The sequence below is a fragment of the Ensifer sp. D2-11 genome, from assembly GCF_054161295.1.
Window position 1 is genome coordinate 2,350,935 of sequence record NZ_CP096433.1, and the last position, 20,871, is coordinate 2,371,805.

Annotated in this window: 22 protein-coding genes; 9 read left to right on the forward strand and 13 right to left on the reverse strand. The window is 63.0% G+C overall.

From position 1 onward, the window contains the following. Positions 1-45: 45 nt before the first annotated feature. On the forward strand, positions 46-528 hold the full coding sequence (locus M1D34_RS11375) for a plant virulence effector HPE1-like domain-containing protein (RefSeq protein WP_498779097.1): 483 nt from the start codon (positions 46-48) through the stop codon (positions 526-528). Positions 529-638: 110 nt separating this feature from the next. On the opposite strand, the gene M1D34_RS11380 is transcribed toward M1D34_RS11375, so the two are convergent. The 4 genes from M1D34_RS11380 to M1D34_RS11395 all read right to left on the reverse strand — a co-directional run bounded on the left by M1D34_RS11380 (position 639) and on the right by M1D34_RS11395 (position 6,094). Further along, on the reverse strand, positions 639-1,175 hold the full coding sequence (locus M1D34_RS11380; RefSeq protein ID WP_498779099.1) for a 2-thiouracil desulfurase family protein: 537 nt from the start codon (positions 1,173-1,175) through the stop codon (positions 639-641). A 59-nt stretch (positions 1,176-1,234) separates the two neighbouring features. Next, positions 1,235-3,400 carry a glycine--tRNA ligase subunit beta gene (gene glyS / locus M1D34_RS11385; protein WP_498779100.1) on the reverse strand — a complete coding sequence of 722 codons (2,166 nt, stop codon included), beginning with the start codon at positions 3,398-3,400 and terminating at the stop codon, positions 1,235-1,237. A gap of 91 nt (positions 3,401-3,491) precedes the next feature. Then, on the reverse strand, positions 3,492-5,426 hold the full coding sequence (locus M1D34_RS11390; protein WP_498779102.1) for a DUF2207 domain-containing protein: 1,935 nt from the start codon (positions 5,424-5,426) through the stop codon (positions 3,492-3,494). Between the two features lie 119 nt (positions 5,427-5,545). Continuing rightward, positions 5,546-6,094, reverse strand: a complete 549-nt coding sequence (locus M1D34_RS11395) for a LemA family protein (protein ID WP_010968864.1) — start codon at positions 6,092-6,094, stop codon at positions 5,546-5,548. 227 nt (positions 6,095-6,321) lie between these two features. Here M1D34_RS11395 and M1D34_RS11400 point away from each other — a divergent pair, with 227 nt between their 5' ends. After that, a complete protein-coding gene (locus tag M1D34_RS11400; protein ID WP_003533290.1) occupies positions 6,322-6,567 on the forward strand; it encodes a hypothetical protein in 246 nt (81 codons plus the stop codon). Here M1D34_RS11400 and M1D34_RS11405 read toward each other — a convergent pair whose 3' ends face one another. The 5 genes from M1D34_RS11405 to M1D34_RS11425 all read right to left on the reverse strand — a co-directional run bounded on the left by M1D34_RS11405 (position 6,568) and on the right by M1D34_RS11425 (position 9,998). Then, positions 6,568-7,530 (reverse strand): glycine--tRNA ligase subunit alpha, encoded by a 963-nt coding sequence (locus tag M1D34_RS11405; RefSeq protein WP_013844095.1) that lies wholly within the window; start codon positions 7,528-7,530, stop codon positions 6,568-6,570. It lies immediately after the preceding gene. A 99-nt stretch (positions 7,531-7,629) separates the two neighbouring features. Then, positions 7,630-7,821: a hypothetical protein gene (locus M1D34_RS11410; protein WP_003533286.1), complete on the reverse strand. Its 192-nt coding sequence runs from the start codon at positions 7,819-7,821 to the stop codon at positions 7,630-7,632. A 145-nt stretch (positions 7,822-7,966) separates the two neighbouring features. Next, positions 7,967-8,833: a S49 family peptidase gene (locus M1D34_RS11415; protein ID WP_003533284.1), complete on the reverse strand. Its 867-nt coding sequence runs from the start codon at positions 8,831-8,833 to the stop codon at positions 7,967-7,969. A gap of 138 nt (positions 8,834-8,971) precedes the next feature. After that, complete coding sequence (locus M1D34_RS11420; RefSeq protein ID WP_127541639.1) at positions 8,972-9,742, reverse strand: tRNA1(Val) (adenine(37)-N6)-methyltransferase; 771 nt, start codon at positions 9,740-9,742, stop codon at positions 8,972-8,974. 34 nt (positions 9,743-9,776) lie between these two features. Continuing rightward, entirely contained in the window at positions 9,777-9,998 is a 222-nt protein-coding gene (locus tag M1D34_RS11425; protein ID WP_003533280.1) for a putative signal transducing protein, read from the reverse strand. Positions 9,999-10,105: 107 nt separating this feature from the next. Between M1D34_RS11425 and M1D34_RS11430 the strand changes: the two genes are divergently transcribed. The 5 genes from M1D34_RS11430 to M1D34_RS11450 all read left to right on the forward strand — a co-directional run bounded on the left by M1D34_RS11430 (position 10,106) and on the right by M1D34_RS11450 (position 16,211). Further along, positions 10,106-11,122 carry a polyprenyl synthetase family protein gene (locus M1D34_RS11430; RefSeq protein ID WP_010968861.1) on the forward strand — a complete coding sequence of 339 codons (1,017 nt, stop codon included), beginning with the start codon at positions 10,106-10,108 and terminating at the stop codon, positions 11,120-11,122. Between the two features lie 262 nt (positions 11,123-11,384). Beyond that, complete coding sequence (locus tag M1D34_RS11435) at positions 11,385-13,214, forward strand: tetratricopeptide repeat protein (RefSeq protein ID WP_027992607.1); 1,830 nt, start codon at positions 11,385-11,387, stop codon at positions 13,212-13,214. Between the two features lie 7 nt (positions 13,215-13,221). Further along, positions 13,222-14,127 (forward strand): 4-(cytidine 5'-diphospho)-2-C-methyl-D-erythritol kinase, encoded by a 906-nt coding sequence (locus M1D34_RS11440; RefSeq protein WP_498779109.1) that lies wholly within the window; start codon positions 13,222-13,224, stop codon positions 14,125-14,127. 7 nt (positions 14,128-14,134) lie between these two features. Then, positions 14,135-14,677 (forward strand): molybdenum cofactor biosynthesis protein B, encoded by a 543-nt coding sequence (gene moaB / locus M1D34_RS11445; protein WP_027992605.1) that lies wholly within the window; start codon positions 14,135-14,137, stop codon positions 14,675-14,677. 454 nt (positions 14,678-15,131) lie between these two features. Continuing rightward, positions 15,132-16,211: a hypothetical protein gene (locus M1D34_RS11450; RefSeq protein WP_498779111.1), complete on the forward strand. Its 1,080-nt coding sequence runs from the start codon at positions 15,132-15,134 to the stop codon at positions 16,209-16,211. 137 nt (positions 16,212-16,348) lie between these two features. Here M1D34_RS11450 and M1D34_RS11455 read toward each other — a convergent pair whose 3' ends face one another. Beyond that, on the reverse strand, positions 16,349-16,900 hold the full coding sequence (locus M1D34_RS11455) for a glycosyl transferase (RefSeq protein WP_498779113.1): 552 nt from the start codon (positions 16,898-16,900) through the stop codon (positions 16,349-16,351). Positions 16,901-17,078: 178 nt separating this feature from the next. Here M1D34_RS11455 and M1D34_RS11460 point away from each other — a divergent pair, with 178 nt between their 5' ends. Then, positions 17,079-18,236, forward strand: a complete 1,158-nt coding sequence (locus M1D34_RS11460; protein WP_498779115.1) for a PA0069 family radical SAM protein — start codon at positions 17,079-17,081, stop codon at positions 18,234-18,236. 160 nt (positions 18,237-18,396) lie between these two features. Beyond that, positions 18,397-19,047 carry a ribonuclease HII gene (rnhB, locus tag M1D34_RS11465; RefSeq protein WP_003533269.1) on the forward strand — a complete coding sequence of 217 codons (651 nt, stop codon included), beginning with the start codon at positions 18,397-18,399 and terminating at the stop codon, positions 19,045-19,047. 395 nt (positions 19,048-19,442) lie between these two features. On the opposite strand, the gene M1D34_RS11470 is transcribed toward rnhB, so the two are convergent. From M1D34_RS11470 to M1D34_RS11480, 3 genes are all read right to left on the reverse strand, one after another. Beyond that, a complete protein-coding gene (locus M1D34_RS11470; RefSeq protein WP_498779117.1) occupies positions 19,443-19,928 on the reverse strand; it encodes a F0F1 ATP synthase subunit B in 486 nt (161 codons plus the stop codon). 13 nt (positions 19,929-19,941) lie between these two features. Next, entirely contained in the window at positions 19,942-20,556 is a 615-nt protein-coding gene (locus M1D34_RS11475; RefSeq protein ID WP_010968855.1) for a F0F1 ATP synthase subunit B, read from the reverse strand. A 73-nt stretch (positions 20,557-20,629) separates the two neighbouring features. Then, positions 20,630-20,857 carry a F0F1 ATP synthase subunit C gene (locus M1D34_RS11480; protein WP_003533642.1) on the reverse strand — a complete coding sequence of 76 codons (228 nt, stop codon included), beginning with the start codon at positions 20,855-20,857 and terminating at the stop codon, positions 20,630-20,632. Positions 20,858-20,871 lie beyond the last annotated feature (14 nt).

Below are 20,871 nucleotides of genomic sequence, written 5' to 3' on the forward strand. Positions count from 1 at the left end.
AAGGGGATACCGCTATTCTCACCTCGACCAATCGAGGAGAGATCAATGCGTTCCCTGCTGATCACAGCCGCTCTCGTCTATGCCGCCGGTCCCGCGGCAGCCTCTTCGATCGACAACATCACCTCCGGCGAGGCCGTCAATTCGAGCGTCGCGACGGTTTCCTGCGAGGCTTGCCCGCCCTTGCAGCCAAAGAAGAAGCCTTCCTACGTCGTCCCGGATCTTGCGCCGGGCACGGATCGCGTGGAGCTCAAGGAAATCCATGGAGAGGTGAAGTCGGTCCGCACGGAGGCGTGGCTGGGCGGCTCGCCGGTGATTTTCGTCAACGATGCATCGGATGACGCGATCCGGGCCGCGGGAATGGAGACGAGCGAGCCGGCAGTGGCCGACATCTCGTCAAGCACCCTCCCCGCTGGGATTGCGGAAATCTCCATCGACCATACCGCAAAAACCGCCGCGGTTGCCGCGTCTATGGCCAGCGACGGTTCACGGAAAATTGATCCAGCTGCTTTCGATCGTCGCCTAGATTGACACCATATCATTAAGGTTCCCTGCCCCAGTCAGTCGACGTTCAAGGCTGACGGGCAAATTCGCTGCAATAGCGAGAGGTTGCGCCCCTGAGAGAAGCAGGGGCGTAATCTTTAGGGCGATACCCCAACTTCATTGGGAGCCCCAACTCCATTGCCTGTATCGCCGCCGATCCTCGCGACCAGAGTCTCTATTTCGCGATCGGAATAGACCTCGACGCCGTTGGCCCGCAGCAGCGCGGCCGTCACGCCCTCACCCGCAATTCGCTCGCCGCTGAACCGGCCGTCATAGATGAAGCCGGAGCCGCAGGACGGGCTGCCGTCGATCAGCAGGGCAAACCGGCAATTCGTCTCGCGTGCCAGCGCAAGCGCATTCTCCGCAGCGCGGCGAAACTCCGACGTCACATCGCCGCCCGTCTTTTCGAGGACACGGGTCCTGCCGGCGAGCACGTCGGCGCCCGTCCTGCCGCCTTCGATCTCCGCCGGCGGACGCGGCACCGGCATGCCGGCCGACATTTCCGGACAGATGGTGACGAGCCGCCCTTCCCGCCTCCAGCGATCGATCGCCGGGTGAATGAGCGGCTTCGACGCGCCGTCGTAACGCACGGCATGTCCCATGAGGCAGGCACTGACGAGAATCCTGGCGGTCATAGGCCTTCATATCGGCCGGCCGTTAACACGGCAACCTCTGCAGTGCAGAGCGCTCCGAGTTACCCGGATATCTTCGAGAAGTCCGCCACCTCACCCGTCGCCGAGCGGATGAGGCCCAGGAGCGCGAGGCGGTTGGCACGGATCGCCTTGTCCTCGTCATTGACGAGAACGTCATTGAAGAAATCGTCGACCGGTGCGCGCAGTTTCGAGAGCGCCTGCATGGCCGAACGGAAATCCTCCTTGACGATCGCGTCGCGCGCATCGTCCGACGCCACCTTGATCGAAGCGTGCAGCGTCCGCTCGGCATCGAGCCGGAACAGTGCTTCGTCGACGCTCTCGGCGACTTCCGTACCCTTCTTCTCTTCGGCAGCGAGGATTTGCGTCGCACGTTTCGTGCCGGTGAGCAGGTTCCTGCCCTCCTCGGCCGTGATGAAGGCGGTCAGCGCCTCGACGCGGCGGGCGATCATCAACAGGTCGTCCGCATCCGGCGCGAGCACCGCATCGATCAGATCGTATCGCGCGCCGAGATCGCGCAGGTAAACCTTCAGACGATCATGGAAGAATGCGAGCAGATCGGCGGAGATCTCGGCTGTGATATCCGGACGCTGTGCCTTCAGCGCGGCGAGCGCCACATCGAAACAGGGCAGAAGCGGCAGCCGTGCACTTCCCTCCAGAATGAGCCGGATCACGCCGAGTGCCGCACGGCGCAGCGCATAGGGATCCTTGGAGCCGGTCGGCTTTTCATCGATCGCCCAGAAGCCGACGAGGGTATCGAGCTTGTCGGCAAGCGCCACCGTTACCGAGACGGGATCGGTCGGCACACGGTCGGATGGTCCTTGCGGCTTGTAGTGATCCTCGATCGCATCGGCGACGGCCGCGGCTTCGCCCTGCAGCACTGCATATTTGTGGCCCATGATGCCCTGCAGTTCCGGGAATTCGCCGACTGCCTCGGTGCGCAGGTCCGCCTTGGCGAGCACGACCGCGCGATCGACGGAGGCCGCATCGGCACCGGTGAGCCTGGCGAGTGCTGCGGCGAGCGAGCGGATGCGGGCGACACGCTCGCCCTGCGTGCCGAGCTTGGCATGGAAAGTCACGTTCAGGGCGTCGAGCTTCGCCATCCGCTGGTCGAGAGGCTTTTTCAGATCGAGGCCGAACTTCTCGGCTGACGCCGTCAGCGTTTCGAGATCCGGCAGATCGCCCTGGTCGCGCTTCCAGAAATGCGCCGCGTCGGAGAGCCGCGCACGCACGACCTTGCCGTTGCCGTGGGCGATCTCCTTGCCGCCGTCCTTCGCCTCGATATTCGAAACGAGGATGAACCGGTTGGACAGCGTTTCGGCGCCCCGCTTCCGGGTGACGAAGCATTTCTGGTTGGTCTTGATCGTCAGCCGGATGATTTCGGACGGGATTTCGAGATAGCTTTCCTCGAAGCTGCCCATCAGCACCCTCGGCCATTCGACGAGACCGGCGACTTCCTCCAGGAGGCCCTCGTCCTCGACGAGCTCCAGGCCGTTGGCGAAGGCGACATTGTGGGCGTCGGCGGAGATGATCTCCTTGCGGCGCTCCGCATCGATCACGACCTTCGCCTTTTCGAGCTTCTCGGCGTAGTCGGCGAAGCGGCGGACCGTGATCGCTTCCGGCGCATGGAAACGGTGGCCGTAGGTGATGTTCGAGGCGACGATGCCATCGACCTCGAAGGGGATCACCTTCGTCTCGTCGTGTTCCGCGCCGAAGGTGCAGACGATCGACTGCAGCGGCCGGACCCAGCGAAGGCTGCCCGGTTTCGCCGAAGCGGCACCGGAGCGCATGGATTTCGGCCAGGGAAAGTCGCGGATGATCGCCGGCATCACGTCGGCGATGATCTCTTCCGCCTCGCGGCCGGGCTTTACGATGTGCGCGACGTAGAAATCGCCCTTCTTCGGGTCATTATGGACATGAGCCTCGCTGAGGGAAGAGAGGCCCGCCGCGCGGAGAAAGCCTTCGATCGCCTTCTCGTTCGCGTCGATGCGCGGACCCTTGCGCTCCTCGCGCAGATCGGCGGAGCGCGCGGTCAGGCCGCGGATGTCGAGCGCCAGCCGCCTCGGCGTCCAGTATTCGCGCGCGCCTTCATAGGTGAGCCCCGCCTCAACCAGAGCGTCCGTCACGAGCTTCTTCAGATCGCCGGCCGCCTTGCGCTGCATGCGGGCGGGGATTTCTTCGGATCGCAATTCAATAAGGAGATCGGGCATGGATTCGAGACTTCGTTCTGTTCCGGAAGGTTGCGGCGGACTTAGCAAGCTCTGGCGAAAATGTCATCACGGCCGGCGAGGAAATCCGCCATCACCAGCCGCCACCGCCGCCGCCGCCCCCGCCACCGCCGGAAAATCCGCCGCCGGAAGAAAAGCCCGAGGACGAACTCTTCGGAGGCGGCGGCAAGGAAGACGTCATCGTATCCGCCATCGAACCGGCAAAACCGCCGATCGTGTCGGTGAAGGATCCGGGCCCGAAGCTGTCGCCGTGATCCCAGCTCGGCTGATAGGCGGCTGCCGCCGCGCCCGCGGAGGCCGCAAGCAGCCAACGCTCGAAGGTCTCGCTCCAGGGCTTCTCCACACCGAGTGCGACGGCATAGGGGAGCAGGGTCTCGAAATGCCGCGGCGACATTTCCGGCGCGCCCTGCATGTTCAGACGGTCTTTCTCGGCAAGCGTAAGATATTGCCTGAGCCCGTCGATGCCATCCATCATGCGCGTGCCGAGCGGCGTCGGCGCGCCCATGAGGTAATAGAAAAGCCCGTTGACGAGGACGATGCCCCCGATCGCGAAGAACAGCGGCAGGTCGCCCGGATCGCTGGCCGAAAAGACGAGCGCGGCGAGAATGCTCGAGAAAACGGTGAACAGCACGAAACCGACGAAGGCAAGCACGACGATCGACAGAATGCGGCGTGCGAGGCTCGAGCCACGCCGCAGCGATTTGCCGACCGAAACGGCGAAGGCGGAAATGAAGACGGCGAGGAAGACAGGGACGATGACGAAAGGAACGCTGTCCTCGCTCAAGTCGCCGAAGACGAACAGCGCCGCGAGGGTGGCGACCGAAAGCACGATGCCGCCGACCACGTATCCGGTATTGGCGCGGTAATACTTGCCGCGATGCTCGCGCTCCATCGCGCTGCGGAAGCCGGAGCCCGCCGCCTGGATCTTCTTGCCGTTCGCCCTGTCGATGGTGAGCTTGCCGCCGGCCGCATCCACCGCTTTCATCAGGGCTGCTTCGCCGGTCGGCAGCTTCTCGCCGTTCTTGCCCGTGGCGGTGATGACGACCGCGTTCTTCAGGTCCTCGAGGATGACATGCCCCTTGACCGCAAGGTTGAGCGCCGCCGCGGAAAGAGCTGTCCATCCTTCGCCGGAAAAGCCCTTGTTATCGATGTAGTTGACGAGCGCGGGCGACACGCCGTCCGGAGGGTCCCAGCGCGGGACCATGACCCCGCGGGCCGGGTCGCGGCCGACACGCACCCAGGCACGCCCGTAATAGAGCAGGACGAGGAGGAGGCCGGACCCGGCGATGACCACGGTCATGTGATCGCGCAGCCACCAGATATTTTCCTGGGAGGAGGTTGGCCGTTCGATACTGCCCTTGGGCAGTTTGATCGCGACGGTCAATCCTTCCTGCGGGCGCAGCCGGCGCGTGGTCGCGAAGAAGATTTCGTCGCCCTCCTCCACCGCGCGCGCATCCTTTTCGGTCGCGCCGTAGCCGCCGGTAAAGACGTCTAGCGCCTCCGCCTTCACGCCCTCCGGCAAGGTGACGGTGGCCGTCGCCTCCTCGATCGGGAATGCCCATTCGGTTCCGGTCACGTTCCAATAGAGCTCGTCGTGATCGTCGAAGAAGCGTATCTGCCGGCTCGTCTCGTAGGTGATCTGAAAGGTGTGTTCGCCATGCGGCAGGAGCACGTCGGCACTTCCCGTGTAGATGCGGATGCCGCCGCTGATCGATTCCGTGCGGTATTCCTCTTCGTCGCCATCCCGCTCGACGGAGAGAAGGTTGAAGTCGACCTTGCTGCGGCCATTGCGCTCATCGGCGAAGGTCAGCGGAAAATCGCGATAGATGCCGCGCCGGATGCGGTTGCCTTCGACGTTCGCCGTGATCGTCTCGGTGACCGTGAGCGTGCCGTCTTTCGCGAGCTCGATGACCGAATGGTAGGCGGAGATGAACTCTTCCGCCGCCGCGACGCGCGGCGCTGCAAGAACGAAGGTGACGAGCGCAAGCGCCGCGAAAAGCCGCCTCATCGGGATTTCCCTCTTTCAGGCCCGCCGGAGCACTTCCAGGAAAAGCATGTAACGGTTTTCCGTCCGGAAGTGCGTGGTTTCAAACCGATAGATCGTTTTATCGATTCAGTGAAACTGATCTAGAACTTGACCGATGGAACCGCACGGTCCGCCTCGTTGGTGATCTCGAAATAGCTGGCCTTGACGAAGCGGAAGGCGTTGGCGATCAGGTTCGACGGGAAGCTCTCGACCTTGACGTTGAGATCGCGCGCGGCGCCGTTGTAATAGCGCCGGGACATCTGGATCTCGCCCTCGATCGTTTCCAACGAACGCTGGAGTTCTGCGAAATTCTCGTTGGCCTTCAGGTCCGGATAGGCTTCGGCGAGCGCGAAGACGCGGCCAAGCGCCTGCGAAAGCGCACCTTCGGCCGCGGCCCGCGCCGCGACATCGCCTTCCGGCACCGCCTGAGCCCGGTTGCGCAGCGTAACGACCTCCTCGAGCGTCGACTTCTCGTGAGCGGCGTAGCCCTTCACCGTCTCGATCAGATTCGGGATGAGATCGGCGCGGCGCTTCAACTGCACGTCGATGCCGGACCAGGCCTCCTCGGCCATCTGCCGCGCCTTGACGAGGCCGTTATAGACGAAGACGAGATAAAGAATAACGGCGACGCCAATTGCCAGCCCGATCATCAAACCCTCCTTTGGATCACGGCGATCCTACTGCATGCTTTCTTAAATTCCATTCGATTCAAGAACAAACCAACGTTCTACAGCGGCCGATCACAAGACCGCCCCAGCCCCTGCCCAGCAGGTCGTGCCGACGCCTGCAGCCTCAGGCTGTTCCACCGGTAACGGCAGCGCGTCGGCGGATGCTCGATAGTCTATTCATCGAACAACCACAACGCTTAGTGCCCGCCATGAACACGCCCGTGAGCTTCATCAACGTGATCGCCTTTACCGCCCTTTTCGCGACCCATGCAAGCGCGGGTCCGATCGAAAGGCCGAGCGGTGTGCGCCGCGCGCTGCAAATCTATGCCGGCGAGTTGTCGAGCGTCAGAGCGCCGGCGCCGAAGTGGCGGCTCGACGGGAGCGAGCACTTCTGCTCGCAGCGATCGGATCAGCTTGCCCCGCCATGCGGCCGGAGGACCTCCGCGACCTCTTGATCAGGCCGCTTCCCTGTTCCAGTTGGCGCCACCGGCCTCGGTCAGCAGGAAGGCTTCGCCGCAGGCTTTCGCGAGCGTACGCACGCGCAGGATGTAGCTCTGGCGCTCCGTCACCGAAATCACGCCGCGGGCATCCAGAAGATTGAAGACGTGGCTCGCCTTGATGCACTGGTCATAGGCGGGGAAGACGCATTTGTGCAGACGGTTGTTGCTGGAGTCACCAGGCGCACCGGCGGCCAGCAACGCCAGGCATTCCTTCTCCGCATCGATGAAATGCTGATGCAGCATCGCCGTATTGGCGTATTCGAAATTGTGCCGCGAATATTCCTGCTCCGCCTGCAGGAAGACATCGCCATAGCTGATCTTCTCGGCGCCTTCGCGGCCGTTGAAGTTGAGGTCGTAGACATTGTCGACGCCCTGGACATACATCGCCAGGCGCTCGAGGCCGTAGGTCAGTTCGCCGGAAACCGGGGAGCATTCGATCCCGCAAACCTGCTGGAAATAGGTGAACTGCGACACTTCCATGCCATCGCACCAGCATTCCCAGCCGAGCCCCCAGGCGCCGAGCGTCGGGCTCTCCCAGTCATCCTCGACGAAACGGATGTCGTGCAGCAGCGGATCGAGGCCGATCGCCTCGAGCGAGCCGAGATAGAGCTCCTGCAGATTGGAAGGGTTGGGCTTCAAGATCACCTGGTACTGGTAATAGTGCTGCAGCCGGTTGGGATTCTCGCCGTAGCGGCCGTCGGTCGGACGCCTCGACGGCTGCACATAGGCCGCGCGCCATGGCTTCGGGCCGAGCGCCCTGAGCGTCGTCGCCGGATGGAACGTGCCTGCGCCGACCTCCATGTCGTAGGGCTGAAGCACGGCGCAACCCTTGTCGGCCCAATAATTGTGCAGCGTCAGGATCAGTGCCTGAAAGGAGCGCTTCGGGTTCATGTGGTCCGGGAGGGGTGCAATGGTCATGGGATCCGGGTCCGAATTCGTCAAGATTTGCGGGGACAGGTGCCATGCCGCAGGGCGAGGGTCAAGCGCCTTCACCTGCCGGTATTCAGTCAGGCAGGCTCACTCGTCGTCGCGCTTCAGGCGGTACTCGCCGGTCTCGGCGTCCTTGACGAGCGTGCCGTTTGCGCCGGTCTCGCGCTGACGGCGCAGGCGCTCACGCTGACGCGTCAGCTTCTCGGCGTCCGCGATGAACTTGCGATAGCCGATCCAGGCGATGACGGCGATAATCAGAAGCAGGATGATCTGCGGCATGGTTCCTCCTCTGCATATCCCTCAGATGGAACGAAGGCGCGAGGGGATGCAGCAAATCGCAGTGTTAGCGCGCTCTTGCGGTACTGGCCAGATGCCGCGAGACCATTCTTCAAAAACACACGCCCGCGCAAGCAACGGGGCCGGTTCAAAGACCGAAACGCGCCCAGAGCGCCCGTTCCTCGACGGCCTCGACGAGACCTGCAGCCGCCGATGCGACGAGCGGTCCCGTGATTGCTCCGGCCACGGCTGCTCCGGGCTGACGCCGCCCGAAGAGGCTTCGCGCGGGCTGGATCAGCTCGAGCCGCGCTTTTTCTCCATAGCGCTTCTTCACTTCGCCCCTGATGTCGCCGAGAGCATCGACCAGGCCGAGTTCCTGACCCCGTTGCCCCGTCCAGAACAGCCCCGAGAAAAGGTCCGGATGGTCAGCCAGGAGCGAACCGCGTCTGCTCTTGACCATCTGGATGAAGATGTCGTGGATCTCGAGCTGCAGGCCCTTGAGAAATTCGATGTCACGCTCCTTCTCCGGCTGGAAAGGATCGAGAACCACCTTGTTTTCGCCCGCCGTGTAGACCCGTCTCTCGACGCCGATCTTCTTCAGGAGATCGGGGAAACCGAAGCCGCCCGAAACGACGCCGATCGAGCCGACGATCGAGGTCGGATCGGCGATGATCTCATCGCCGGCCAGTGCGATCATGTAACCACCGGACGCGGCCACGTCCTCGACGAAGATCAGCACACGCTTCCTCTTCTCCTGCGCGAGATCGCGGATGCGCTGATAGATAAGACGGGACTGCACCGGCGAACCGCCCGGAGAGTTGATGGAGATGGCAACGGCCGGGGCCTCTTTGACGGAGAAGGCCTTTTCGAGCAGCGGCGCAACCGTCGCAAGATTGAGAACCGGGCGGAGCGGGCTGCCGCCGGCCATGATTGCGCCATGCAGCCTGATCGCCGGAATCGTCACACCATCCCTGCGGAAGCGCTTCGGCATCAGCTTTCTGAAAAATCCGGCCATCTCAACTCCTACCCGCTGCAATCTCTGCATATCTGCTTAAATCCTAGCCGATTTAAGAACGAAGCCATGCAGCAATCCAAATTGTCGTCGTGCATGTATGCATTGGCGTCGCAAACGCAATGCCCTGCTTACGGTTAATCATCGGCGATGATAGGCCGCGCGGCCATTGTTGAGATCGTCGACCTCCGGCGAAAAGCGGTGGCCCTCCCCGTGCATCACGAGCGGCGCGCGCAGCGCCAGCCGCTTGCGGCTCTGCTTGATCGCGGAAACGAGGATGCGCACGGCATTTTCGCCCGCCCGCGGCAGAAGCGGGGTGATCTCTAAACCGCCGAAGCGGCGGCCGCAGGCCTCGATTATCCCGGCGATCGATTCCGGCCGGGCGATCAAAGAAAGCTGTCCGCCCGGCTTCATGATTGCCCCGGCCGTTTTGATCCACGCTTCGAACAGGTCGCCGCTCATGGCATGGGCTTCCGCCTTTAGCCGGTCGGGCGTCCTGCGGTCCGCGGCGTCGTTGAAGGGTGGGTTCATGATCACGTGGTCGAATGTGTCGTCCGGAAGACCCGCGGCTGCGCGCGCCTTGCCGCTCAGCGAGACATCGGCTTCGAGCACCGAGACGCGGCCGGCAAGATGCGCGTTCTCAGGCAATGCGAGGCTGCGGCGCGCAAAATCCGCCATGACCGGCGAACGCTCGACCAGCAGCACCTCGGCCTCCTCGATCCGCGACGCGACGGCCATGCCGGCCGCCCCGGCTCCGGCGCCGAGATCGGCGACGCGGCACGCGCCGCGGCAGGAAACGAGGGATGCGACCAGCATCGCATCCATTCCCGAACGGTGCCCCTGACCAAGAGGCTGGATCAGGTGGAACCTGCCGCGGTGGAAAGCATCCACCGTCTCCGGAATTCCCGTCATGCCGCTTTCCGCCTCGCGGAAGGGCCGCAGCCGATCATTGCCGCAATTCCAATTCGAGGCCCGCATCGATCAGAATGCGCCGCGCCCGATCGGCATCGTCCTCGGCGACCAGGAAGCGCCGCGGCAGGAGGCCGAGCGATCCTTCGAGTATGCTCATGTCCTGATCGGCGATGAAGCATCCGATGCCGGCGTCCTTCATCAGGCTTTCGGCAAAGGAAAGAAGGACGGCATCATTGGTGCGGATCAGTTCTTTCATCCGGCTCTATTTTCCTGTCTTAAAGCTGCGGGCGGGGCAATTCGCCTCTTGCCGCCCGAAGCCCCTCTTTCTATTGTCGAACCCGCAACGAAACAGGAGTCCGGGCGTTGGGCGTAGTGATACCGCTGGAAGACAATAAAAACAAACAGGCATCTGTGAAGCCGCTTGTCGACCTGACGCTGTCCGACATGGAGCGGGTCAACCAGCTCATTCTTTCCAAGGCGGGCTCCGACGTCCAGATGATCCCGGAAGTCGCCAACCACCTGATTTCCTCGGGCGGCAAACGGCTCCGGCCGATGCTGACGCTCGCAGCCGCTTCGATGTTCGGCTACGAGGGAGATGGTCACATCAAGCTCGCGACCAGCGTCGAGTTCATGCACACGGCGACCCTTTTGCACGACGACGTGGTCGACGAGAGCGACCTGAGGCGCGGCAAATCCACGGCGCGGACGATCTGGGGCAACCAGGCAAGCGTGCTCGTCGGCGATTTCCTGCTCGGGCAGGCTTTCCGCATGATGGTCGACGTCGGCTCGATCGATGCGCTCGACGTCCTTTCGACCGCCGCATCGGTGATCGCGGAGGGCGAGGTCCTGCAGCTTTCGGTCGCCAAGAACATGGAGACGACCGAGGACGACTATCTGCAGGTCATCCGCGCCAAGACAGCGGCCCTCTTCGCCGCCGCTTCCGAGGTCGGGCCGATCGTCGCAGGCGGAAGCAAAGCCGACCGCAACGCTCTGAAGTCCTACGGCACCAATCTCGGCCTTGCCTTCCAGCTGGTCGACGACGTTCTCGATTATGGCGGCACGTCGAGCGATCTCGGCAAGAATGTCGGAGACGATTTTCGCGAAGGCAAGATCACACTGCCGGTCATTCTCTCCTATCGCCGCGGCACGCCGCAAGACCGGGCGTTCTGGCGCGAGGCGATCGAGGGCGGCGCAAGCGATGCGGCAAATCTCGAAAAGGCGCTGGGTCTCATCCGTCGCTACGGGGGGCTTACGGATACGATCGCCCGTGCCAAGCACTACGGCACGATCGCCCGCGACGCGCTCGCGCCGCTGCCGGCTTCGCCATGGAAATCGGCGCTCGTCGAGGTGATCGATTTCTGCATCGATCGGGTAAGCTGAGCCACTTCATGTTTCCTTGCATCGCGGCCGATCCAAGGGCGGAAACATGGAGCAAATCAAAGTGCTGCCGCGAGCCCTGCGCTTCCGGCAAGACACGCGGCGCCGCAGGAGCCGCGGACGAAGACCTCCCCGGAGGATTTTCTTGCCGCGCTGCGCCAAAAAAGCCATTCTATTCTTGAAGACTTGCGCCCGATTTCCAATCGGCTCCGGGCCAACCAGCGGTGGCGCCTCGAAGCGTACCATCGGCAATGAAAGGTTTGATATGCGGCAGAATACATTCCTTCGCCTTTTCAGCGGCGCGGCAATGCTGGTTCTTGCAACGGTGAGCGGCAACCAGCAGGCCTTTGCCGAGGAGAAGGCGCCGGTCGAAGACGCCGAGCCTTTCGACATCAGGAGCGTCAACACCTTTGCCGGCGCATTCCTTGCGGCGCGCACGGCGGACGTCGATCGCGACTTTGCTGCGGCAACCGAGCTCTATCGTACCGCACTCAGGTTCGAGCCCGGCAATAACGATGTCAAGCAGCGGCTGATGATCACGCTGCTGATGAGCGGCAAGTTCGATGAAGGCGCCAAGATCGCCGAAGAGCTGAAATCGGATCCCGCCGTCGAAAGGATCACCACGGTGGTCCGCGCGATCGAAGCGATCCGCAAGCGCGAATACCGCAACGCGCAAAAGCTCTTGAACTACGATGGTCCGAACGATCTCGACCGGCTGATGAGTTCGCTGCTTTCCGCCTGGGCCAAGTTCGGCCAGGGCCGGCCGAAGGAGGCGCTGGCGCAGATCAAGAATCTGGAGGGCCCGGAATGGTTCCGGATCTTCAGAAACTATCATGCCGGGGCGATTGCGCTTGCGGCCGGAGACAAGGCGACTGCGCGCGCCCGGCTCAACGACGCCATTCTTGACCGCGAAGGCGGCGGCGCCGCGCCGGACACCTTCATGCGGGCCGTCGAGGCGCTGGCGCGGTTCGAAGCGCGCGAAGGCAACAAGCAGAAGGCGTTGGATACGATTTCCGTCGGCGAAAGCCTCGTCAACAACTACACTCCGCTCGAGGCGCTGAGGAAGAGTGTCGAGGAAGGAAAGCCGCAGGAGCAGCAGGTACGCAACGCCGTGCAGGGTGCGGCCGCCGTGCTCTTTTCGATCGGCGGCGCACTCAACCGCGAGGGCGCGGAAGACATAGTTTCGCTCTACCTTCAGACGGCGCGACGGCTCGACCCGGAAAGCGCCGATATTCTCGTGATGCTCGGCGGCATCGCCGAAAATCTGAAAAAGCCGGAAGAGGCGATCGAGCTTTACAAGAGCGTGCCGGAGAGCTCGCCGATGCGTCGCCTTTCCGAACTCCAGCTTGGCCTCAGCCTCGCCGGCATCGGCAAGGTCGACGAGGCGAAGAAGCATCTGAAAGGGCTGATCGACGTCGATCCCAAGAACATCCGCAACTACCTCGCCTATGGCAGCGTGCTTTCCGACGCCAAGAACTACAAGGAGATGGGCGAGCTTTACGACCGCGCGGTCGCCGCGATCGGCCCCGTGCCGAAGCGGAGCGACTGGACCGTCTTCTTCCAGCGCGGCATTGCCTACGAACGCCAGAAGCTCTGGGAAAAGGCCGAGCCGAACTTTCGCAAGGCGCTGGAGCTCAACCCGGATCAGCCGCAGGTTCTGAACTATCTCGGCTATTCCTGGGTCGACATGAACATCAACCTCGAGGACGGGCTTGAGATGATCCGCAAAGCGGTCGAGCTCAAGCCCGACGATGGCTACATCGTCGACTCGCTCGGCTGGGCCTATTTCCGCATGAACCGGTTCGACGAGGCTGTGACCGAGCTCGAGCGCGCTGCGGAACTGATGGCCGGCGACGCGACGATCAACGACCACCTCGGCGACGCCTACTGGCGCGTCGGCCGGAAGCTCGAAGCGGTGTTCCAGTGGAATCAGGCGCTGGAACTGAAGCCCGAGGAAGCGGAAATTCCGAAGATCAAGGCGAAGATCGAAAACGGTCTGCCGCCGCTTAAGGAACCGGTTCCGGCGGCGGCGGATGCCAAGGAAAAGCTGCCGAAAAAGACCGGACCGGAGACAGCGCCGGACAAGAAGTCCTGACTGTAGCATGCAGGCAGGCGGCATTCCGGGCTTCGCACTGACCTTTGCGGCGCCCGCCAAGATCAATCTCGCGCTGCACGTCGTCGGGCAGCGCGCCGACGGCCACCATCTGCTGGAAAGCCTGGTGACCTTCGCCGAATGTGGCGACCGGGTCGGGCTGATCGCGGCGGACAGGGACCGTTTCACGGTGTCGGGCCGCTTCGCGACCGACCTTTCAGCCGAGGGCAGTGGTGGTAATCTCGTGCTCCGCGCCCGGGACCTGCTGCGGCGCGAGCTTGCGGCGCAGGGTAGAATGGCAGGCCCGGTTCATCTGCATCTCGAGAAGAACCTGCCGATAGCATCGGGGATCGGCGGCGGCTCGGCCGATGCAGCCGCGACTCTGCGCGGGCTGCTGTCGCTCTGGGGCGCGACTGTCGAAGCGGCAAGCCTCAACAGCCTTGCGCTGCAGCTCGGCGCGGACGTCCCGATGTGTCTCGACCGGGGGCCCCTCGTCGCGAGAGGCATCGGCGAAGAGATCACGCCTCTTCCCGATCTGCCGCCCTTCAACGTCGTCCTCGTCAATCCCCTCGTCGCGGTCTCCACGCCGGTTATCTTCCGATCGCTCGTCAGGAAGACCAATCCTCCGCTGGTCTTGCCTGAAGATGCCCGCTCGACTGCCGAATGGCTGACGGCCATGGCGGCCATGCGGAACGACCTGGAGCCGCCGGCACGTGCGCACGAGCCGATGATCGAAACCGTCTCGAACGCATTGCGCGACGCAGGCGCGGCGCTCGTGCGGATGTCCGGCTCGGGTGCCACCTGCTTCGGCCTGTTCACGGAGATGAAAAGCGCCGAACGTGCCGCTGAGACCATTTCCGCCGGCCACCCGCGATGGTACGTTCAGGCGACGCGAACCGCGGGAAAATCAGGATAACGCCAGAATGCCCGGCCTCGATGAAAGACGCCCCTTCATCCCCATCGGCATCGCCGTGCTCACGGTCTCGGACACGCGCACACGCGCGGACGACAAGTCCGGCGATGTGCTCGAAGCGAGAATACGAGAGGCCGGCCACCGGCTCGAGGCGCGGACAATCGTTCCCGACGAGCGCGAGAAGATCTACGGACAGGTGAAGGCCTGGACGCTCGATGCCGCGATCGACGTCGTCATCACCACCGGGGGAACCGGATTCACGGGCCGCGACGTTACGCCGGAAGCGCTGGAGCCGCTCTTCGAGAAACGCATGGATGGCTTTTCGGAGGTGTTCCACCGGATCTCTTACGAGAAGATCGGCACGTCGACGATCCAGTCGCGGGCCACGGGCGGGGTCGTCAATGCGACGTTCATCTTCGTCCTGCCCGGATCCCCCGGTGCCTGCAAGGACGCCTGGGACGGAATCCTGAAGCAGCAACTCGATTACCGGCACATGCCGTGCAATTTCGTCGAGATCATGCCGCGGCTCGACGAGCACCTGAAGCGCGGCTGACGAGATTCGTGTTCCGTTTGGAACAGACCCGCGCCCCGAATCCCGCTACTTTGCCTTCGTCGGCTTGGCTCGAAGCGGGCAAGGCAAGCACCGTTTAATTGCTTCGAGCGAATGCCCGGCCTCTTTCCGGGGCAATATTGGGAAAGAGAGAAGGCTACGACGTGCTGCCCGTCCGAAACGATGGGCATGCATGGCAAGACATTTTCACAGACGGATATTTTTCATAAGCAAGGTCATTTGAGAGCCACTTTGGGGGTACCGCAAGGTACGCCCCATTCTTGCTTCGGAGAAGCGGCTCAGCTCGCGGCTACGGCCACCATGTCACGGCTTCTCATCGACGGAGAAAGCCCACTCGCATTTGCCGCCTCGGAGCCCCTTTTCCTCGTTTTCACTCAGACGCAGGCGCGCCGGTCGACAAGGCCCGCACTGCAACCCGCCAGGGTAGGAGGAAGTCATGGGAACGGCAGAGCACGCTTACTCGAAAACGGATCGGCCCGAGACCGAGGTTCCGCTGGGGCTGCAGGCCTTCTACGAACGTCGGCAGAAGGATGAATGGCAGGCAACGGTAACCAGGCTGGACGCATTGCGCCAGTCTTTCGCAGAGCAGCGCCGGCAGGTCTTTTCACCTGACCTGCGCGACAGGATCGCGCAGGTCGCAAGGTCGGGCCGACGTGATGATCCGCGCGGGCCCGGTCTTCGATACAGGTCGCTCGTCGAGGCCAGGAATACCGGCCTTGATCTGAACGCGCTCAAACGGCTTCATAAGCGTGCCTATGGCGAAGTCGGCGAGTTGGTGAAGGGCCACGAAGCCTTCCACCGCCACGAAACGGTGGTCGGCAGCGTCGCCGACATCTTCAAACAACCGCCGCTCGTGTATGTCGCGCCCGATCCCGACAAGGAAAAGCTGTTCCTCCCGCCCTTTGGAGGCTGCTGGGACAGACTCGAGCAGAACCAGGCAACCGGCGACGGAGCAATCGTGGAAAACAGTTCCTATTTGGACTGTGCGGGACGGATGGGATCGAGACTGATCGCCCGCAACAATAGTGCCTCCGATGCTGAAATCCTCTGCGCCTATCGGGAGAACGGCTACCTCGTGCCGTTCAAGACGCTCCGCACCGGTATACTGCAAGTCAAGGCAGACTTGTCGGCCCTCATCTGCCGCCATCACATCTCGACCTACGACGAGTTCGGGTGGTCCGACTTTCACGCCACGACGCGCGGCCGCCTCGTGCTGGCCGTGTTCTGGAATTGGGAGGATGTCGAACCGGCGAACGAGGTGAGCGACCAGTGGTTCGCCTCGGGTCTCGACTGCAGCGGCGATGGCGAGAGCTTTCCAGGTACCTCCATCCAGGCCGTTCCTGGCGAACGAAGAATCATCAACCTGTTCACCGAGATGGCCTTCCCCGCTGGCCGCAAGCTCTGGGTCTATGTCGGAGTGGCCGATCGCATCTGGACGTTCCTCAATGACGTCAGCATCGACATTTCGATCGACTCGGCCTGGCAGTTGAACTCGCTTGCAGTCCGCTCGATCTGAAAGTCATGCCACTCCGGCATCGGGCGCATCGGCCCGAAGATCGATTCCGATTTTCGGGCCGATGCGGTAGACCGTCAACTCGATAAGTTAGAGCGGGATGCGGGCTGAAAGCCGCACACACTTTTCCTTATCCCGCTCTACGAACAGGGCGTCCGGTGCCGTTCTCCCGCCGACCGGTTGTCCAATGCGACCCAGGCCGGGACGAGCTCGGTCGCAAGTTTGCGGGCGGCTCGTCCGCTCGCAAGGGCGCTGAGCGGCATCTTGCCGCGCGCAGCCGCGACCGCGTCCCCCTTCGGCAGCAGAAATCCGGACTCCAGCGGCGGCGCCCTGTGCGCCAAGCGCTTGAGAAGCGGGCGCTTATGCATTCGCGAGGGAGAAAACCGCGCCGGGCTCCTGTTCAGAGAGACGTATTCGGCCAGTTCATCCACCCAGCGACCGATAGGGCGGGCACCAGGCTCCAGAAGCATCAGCCACTCGCCGCGGGCGGAACGAAGGACATCGCCGAGATCCCACTCAAGGCAGAAACGGCAACCGGCAGCATCCGCGACCCTGGGGGAGCCGTCGGTCGATCCGTGGTCCAGGATTATTACATCGCTGACGAGCCCTTCCACCGCGCCGGCAACGAGCGCCGAGAGCGTCTGTGCGAGCTCCGCTTCGTTGTCCTTCGTTTCCATGATGACCGTCAGCATAGCCGTTCCTATCGCATCGCAGCGCAGATTGCTACAAGCGCAGGTCCGCACAGGGTGGCGGATGAACGCGCGCCTCCCCCGGAGATGTGCTGAATATTTGTTCTTGTTTTGTTCTATTTTCTGCGCTAGGAAAATAATCAGCACCAAGCGAGCCGAGCATGGTTCCGGGGAGATTTCGATGAACGATCTGTCTCAACTCAAGCAGGGCGTCTATGCGCCCGGCAACAGCGTGGATGTGGCGGAGGCCCTCGTCGCCGGATCCGGCATCCGAATCGACGTCGATCGTCGGCGTGGCCGCGGTGCCGCCCTCAACATCTCGGGACGCTTCGAGCAGAAAACGCGCGAAGTCTTCGATGACGGGTGGCAAACGCTCGAGGAGTTGCCGCCGTTCAAGACCGAGGTCCAGATAGAAAAGCCGAAGACGGCGATCACGCGCAACGAATCTCCCGACATATCTTTCGACCGATCGATCAACCCCTATCGCGGCTGCGAGCATGGCTGCATCTACTGCTTCGCGCGGCCTACGCACGCCTATATGGGGCTCTCGGCAGGGCTTGATTTCGAAGCCAAGCTCTTCGCCAAGCCCGACGCGCCACGTTTTCTCGAGCGCGAGCTGGCGAAGCCGGACTATAAGCTTCGCCCGATCGCGATCGGCACAAATACCGATCCCTATCAGCCGATCGAAAAGGAATGGCGGATCATGCGCCAGATCCTGGAAGTGCTGAAGGAGGCCAATCATCCGGTGATGATCGTTACAAAATCGGCCATGGTGACGCGCGATATCGACCTGCTGGCGCCGATGGCGGAAAAGGGTCTTGCCCGGGTCGTCATTTCGGTGACCACGCTCGACCGGAAACTGGCGCGCAGCATGGAACCGCGGGCGTCGACGCCCACCAAGCGGCTGGAGGCGCTACGCGCAATTTCCGAGGCCGGCATTCCCGCTGGAGTACTGGTCGCGCCGATCATTCCGGCGCTGAACGATCACGAGATCGAGCGCGTGCTCGATTCGGCGAAGTCGGCGGGCGCGTCGGATGCGAGCTACGTACTCCTCCGGCTTCCGCTGGAGGTGAGCCCCCTGTTCCGTGACTGGCTTCTCAGAAACTACCCGGACCGCTACCGGCACGTCATGTCGCTCATCCGCTCCATGCGCGGCGGCAAGGACTACGATGCCGAGTTCGGCAAACGAATGAAGGGCAGCGGACCTTACGCCTGGCAGATCGGCCGTCGATTCGAGCTTGCGGCCAAGCGGCTCGGCCTCAATCTGACGCGCCGGCAATTGCGCAGCGATCTCTTCGTGCCGCCGCTAGGAATGGGCGTTCAGCTGTCGCTTCTTTAGATCGAAAGCATAAGCCGCCACTCTTTCCCGCTGTGGAACGGCTTTGAAAATTCCAGCATCCGCCCTTTGCCCCACGGGGCGGCGCTGGTTCCCCCCGGCAACCGCCGCAAACCGAGCCGGGGGCTTGAAGGGAATCGGGCGAGTATGCGAGTGTCTTTTCATGTCACGTCGCAAACAGCCCGATTCCCCTCTTTTTCCTCTTCAGGCGCCCGTTCCGGATTTCACCTTCGAGCGCGCCGCCCATCGCGACGGTTTCTGGCCGGTCGCGGGGGCCGACGAAGCTGGGCGGGGACCGCTTGCGGGCCCGGTCGTCGCCGCCGCGGTCATTCTCGATCCGGACGCCATCCCGGCGGGTCTCAACGACAGCAAGCTGCTGACCGCGGAGCAGCGCGAGGCGCTGTTCGAAGAAATTCTGGCGACATCGACGGTTTCCATCGCCTCCTCCTCGTCGGCGCGCATCGACACGACAGATATCCTGAAGGCCAGCCTCGATGCGATGCGCCGCGCCGTTCACGGCCTCGAACTGGCGGCCCGCATCGTTCTGGTTGACGGCCGCGACGTGCCGCCCGGCCTCTCCTGCCACGCAAAAGCGATCGTCAAGGGGGACAGCCGCTCCGTGTCGATCGCCGCCGCATCGATCGTCGCCAAGGTCACCCGTGACCGCATGATGGCCCGCGCCGATGCAACTTTCCCGCTCTACGGCTTTGCCCACCATGCGGGCTATGCGACCGTGAAGCATCGCACGGCGATCGAAAGCCACGGCCCCTGCTCCCTGCACCGCATGAGCTTCCGCCCGTTCCGCCAAGTTTGACGGCGGTGAAGGCCCCTCATCCGCCTGCCGGCACCTTCTCCCCGCAGGCGGGGCGAAGGGACTCGCGGAACGCTCTTAAGTCCCCTCTCCCCGCCTGCGATAGGGCATATACACATCTGATCCTCTCGCGGGACCATTGCCTGGGGCGGGCGACAAACGGTTTGACCTTCGCACGCCAAAAACGATGCCACGGGCAGAACGCAGAAGTGGAAGCGAAGGCCCGCCGCAGGTATTCTCCCCCCTTGTGGGGGAGATGGCCGACAGGCCAGAGGGGGTCTGCTCTCCTGCTCGCCCATCAGGACTACATGACGTACGGTTGCCCGGATAACGGATCCCGCAAAGCAAAGCCCCGCCGAAGCGGGGCTTTTCAATCTCCAGGGTATTATCGGCTACGCTTAGTTCAGGCGCGCTTTGACTTCGCCAATCGCCTTCTTGAAAAGCGTCTCCTGCGCGCCTGCATCGGCCTTGCTCGCGAGCACTTTCTCGGCCGCGCTGATTGCCAGGTCCACCGCAGCTGCGCGGACGGCGTTGATCGCATCGCTTTCGGCCCGCTTGATCTTCTGTTCGGAAAGTGCCGTGCGGCGCGCGACATATTCCTCGGTCTTCTGCTTGGCTTCCGCAGTCAGCATCTCCGCCTCGCGCTGGGCCGCGGCGACGATGCTTGCGGCTTCCGCTTCGGCGTCCTTGCGCTTGCGCTGGTACTCGGCAACGAGGCTCTGGGCTTCCTCGCGCAGACGCTTGGCTTCGGCCAATTCATTGCTGATCTTGTCGGCGCGGGCGTCGAGCGCCTTGCCGACCATGCCCGGAACCTTGAGATAGGCGATGAGGACAAAGAAGAGAATGAGGCCTACGAGGGCATAGAAAGTCGCATCAAGAGCCATGGTTCTCTTTTCCTCAGTTGCCGGCCGAGGCCTTGAACGCCGCAGCGATCTCGGCCTTGGTGACGGTCCCGCCGATCAATTGTTTGACAACGGCTGTCGCCGTTTCCTCGGCGATCGCGCCGACATCGGCAAGAGCCTTCGACTTGATGTCGGCGATGCGCGCTTCTGCAGCGGCAATCTTCTTCGCAAGACCGGCTTCGACACCGTCGCGGTCGGCCTTGGCCTTCGCCTTGGCCGCTTCGCGGGCGGTGTCGGCAATCGAATGGCCCTTGGCTCTGGCGCCTGCCAACTCCTGCTCGTAAGCAGCAATGGCGGCATCGGCCTCGCCCTTCAGGCGGGATGCCTCGTCGAGATCCTGGGCGATCCGGTCATGACGCGTCTCGAGAATCCCCCCGATGCGCGGAATGATGACCTTCGACATCAGGAGATAGAACAGGCCGAAGGTGATCGCGAGCCACAGAAGCTGCGAAGCGAAATGGGTCGTATCGAAGGGCGGGAACACGCCGGCGCCATGATCGGCTTCGTGGGCCACACCCGTTTCGGTGTGCACCTCACCGGCCGCAGCGGCATCGTGTGCTTCGGCGCCTTCGGTGGTGGATGACTGGGCATATGCCGCGGTCACAAACATGCTCACCTCCAGGTGCACTCAAGAATATGCGCGGCCGCGGCCTTTCGGGCCGCGGCCAAAACTTCTGCCGATATCAGACGGCGAAGAGGAGGAGGAGTGCAATGAGCAGCGAGAAGATGCCCAGAGCTTCCGTAACGGCGAAGCCGAATACGAGGCGGCCGAACTGGCCGTCAGCTGCCGACGGATTGCGCAGTGCGCCGGACAGGTAGCTGCCGAAGATGTTGCCGAGGCCGAGAGCCGTGCCGGCCATACCAAGGCATGCAAGACCTGCACCGATGTACTTTGCTGCTTCCGCTTCCATGATTGACTCCTTCG